The 1,662-nt window shown below is 33.3% G+C and carries 4 protein-coding genes; 1 reads left to right on the top strand and 3 read right to left on the bottom strand.

The annotated features are described in order from the left end of the window. Window positions 1-219: VanZ family protein (locus tag GHD00_RS20795; RefSeq protein WP_163540081.1), on the top strand; the 219-nt coding region annotated here is incomplete at its 5' end. 63 nt (window positions 220-282) lie between these two features. On the opposite strand, the gene GHD00_RS20790 is transcribed toward GHD00_RS20795, so the two are convergent. The 3 genes from GHD00_RS20790 to GHD00_RS21505 all read right to left on the bottom strand — a co-directional run bounded on the left by GHD00_RS20790 (window position 283) and on the right by GHD00_RS21505 (window position 1,524). Continuing rightward, window positions 283-588: a DUF3221 domain-containing protein gene (locus tag GHD00_RS20790; protein WP_163540080.1), complete on the bottom strand. Its 306-nt coding sequence runs from the start codon at window positions 586-588 to the stop codon at window positions 283-285. 62 nt (window positions 589-650) lie between these two features. Beyond that, window positions 651-1,118, bottom strand: a complete 468-nt coding sequence (locus GHD00_RS20785; protein WP_163540079.1) for an immunity 26/phosphotriesterase HocA family protein — start codon at window positions 1,116-1,118, stop codon at window positions 651-653. 109 nt (window positions 1,119-1,227) lie between these two features. Continuing rightward, window positions 1,228-1,524: a TIGR04104 family putative zinc finger protein gene (locus tag GHD00_RS21505; RefSeq protein ID WP_163540078.1), complete on the bottom strand. Its 297-nt coding sequence runs from the start codon at window positions 1,522-1,524 to the stop codon at window positions 1,228-1,230. Window positions 1,525-1,662 lie beyond the last annotated feature (138 nt).

Below are 1,662 nucleotides of genomic sequence, written 5' to 3'. Positions count from 1 at the left end.
TTAGGAATATTGCTGCCTCTTACTTCTCTAAAGACAAAACATCTGACACAAGTTATTTTTGTATCCGTTGCCATAAGTTTAATTATTGAAGTCATTCAATATCTGACTAAGTTAGGTGTATTTGATATTGATAAACTAATACTAAACATATTAGGTTCCACACTAGGATTTTATGTGTATAAAGTGGTTTACAATCTAACTAAGAAAACTAATAGCTAGTTCAATATATTTAATCAATAACAGGTGTATCTTGCATAAAAGCTCCCGTTAGTTGAATTGTGTCTACTCGATAAATTCAATTTTTGATGCTATTGCCTGCATAGGATTACTATCAAGAGGTTCGCTATCATACCAAGTTTTCACCACATCACCAACTAACAACTCACCATTCTTTTTCCCTATAAACACAGTGTCACTCGTATGCTTCAAATTCACTCTGTGGTCTTCATTTTTAATTAGAAGAGAGTTATCCTTAACGGCTACAATCTCACCCTTAATTCCATCGAGACTTATATCGTTTTCTTCAGTTGAACATCCGATAATAAATAGTAAACTAAAAGCTGATAAAACACCTAATAATAACCGCATAACCCTCTCCTCCCAGTTAAAAACTTTGTTCAATATTGCCTCCCGTTAATGGAACAAGAAACCTATATTAAACCTTGTTGTTTTAATTCGTGTTCATATCGTATCTTCACAGCATCATGTCCAAAAATCCCATAGGGTTGCGCCTCTTTTATCCTATCTTGTGTAACTTCATAGGAATTTTCTTCTTCTGTTTCTTCGAAGGCATGTTCACCTTTTACTAATATAATTCTACTAGCATTAAAGGCATCTCTTTTCCAAAAGTCTGGCATCTTCACTTCACTTTTTAATGATATGTTACCTATAATCGACCATATCCCTTTTGTAATCCCATGTTTAGAACACCAAATTGATAAAATGCTTTCGCTGTTAACAATAGTTTCTAAAGTTTGTTCGTGTTCAGGAGAAACTTTATATAATTCAATAAAAAGACTCGGTTCATTTATTTTTAAAATTCTACCGTATCCTTTCAAGCCATTGCTTAAATCAATAACAAATACATCTCCTACACTATACTGAGTACGATTAGACAAGGTAACACCTCAATCTGAATTTGTTTATAACTTTATTTTACACAATAGTAGTTGCCACATCGACAGCTCGTTGTTCCACTCTTGCCCCCTATAGTTCAAGTGCAAAACTTCACAATACATCCCTATACTTCATAAAATATGGTGTTAGCAATGAACCGATTATAAGTATGGATATCCCTATACTAAGAGTCACAATGAAATTATCGAAAGGGGAAAGGAAGTTAGTAAAAATCAACGTTGGTACAATCGTCAAAAATACAAATGTGAACCTTCCAGAGATGGTTAATCTGTGTTCTGTGCCACATTTATCACACTCAATCGGTTTGTATGTCCACACAAAAGATTTATAGATTTTACTCCAACTAAATTGCCTATTGCACTTTTTACATTTTTGCAGAACAAACACCTCCTTTTTTATTTAAATCAACATTTGCTGCCCTTTAGTTGAAGATAAGGTTTAAATAATCTCCATGTCCTCGAATAAGTTCAACTTCATTTTCAGAAGAAATCCAAAAGTAATGGAAAGTTAGACCTTCTTCTTCGC

Origin of the sequence: Gracilibacillus sp. YIM 98692 (assembly GCF_010993965.1) — a bacterium.
GTDB lineage: Bacteria > Bacillota > Bacilli > Bacillales > Amphibacillaceae > Gracilibacillus.
The sequence above is the reverse complement of the archived record's forward strand: the minus strand, read 5'-3'. Positions and strand labels throughout refer to the sequence as shown.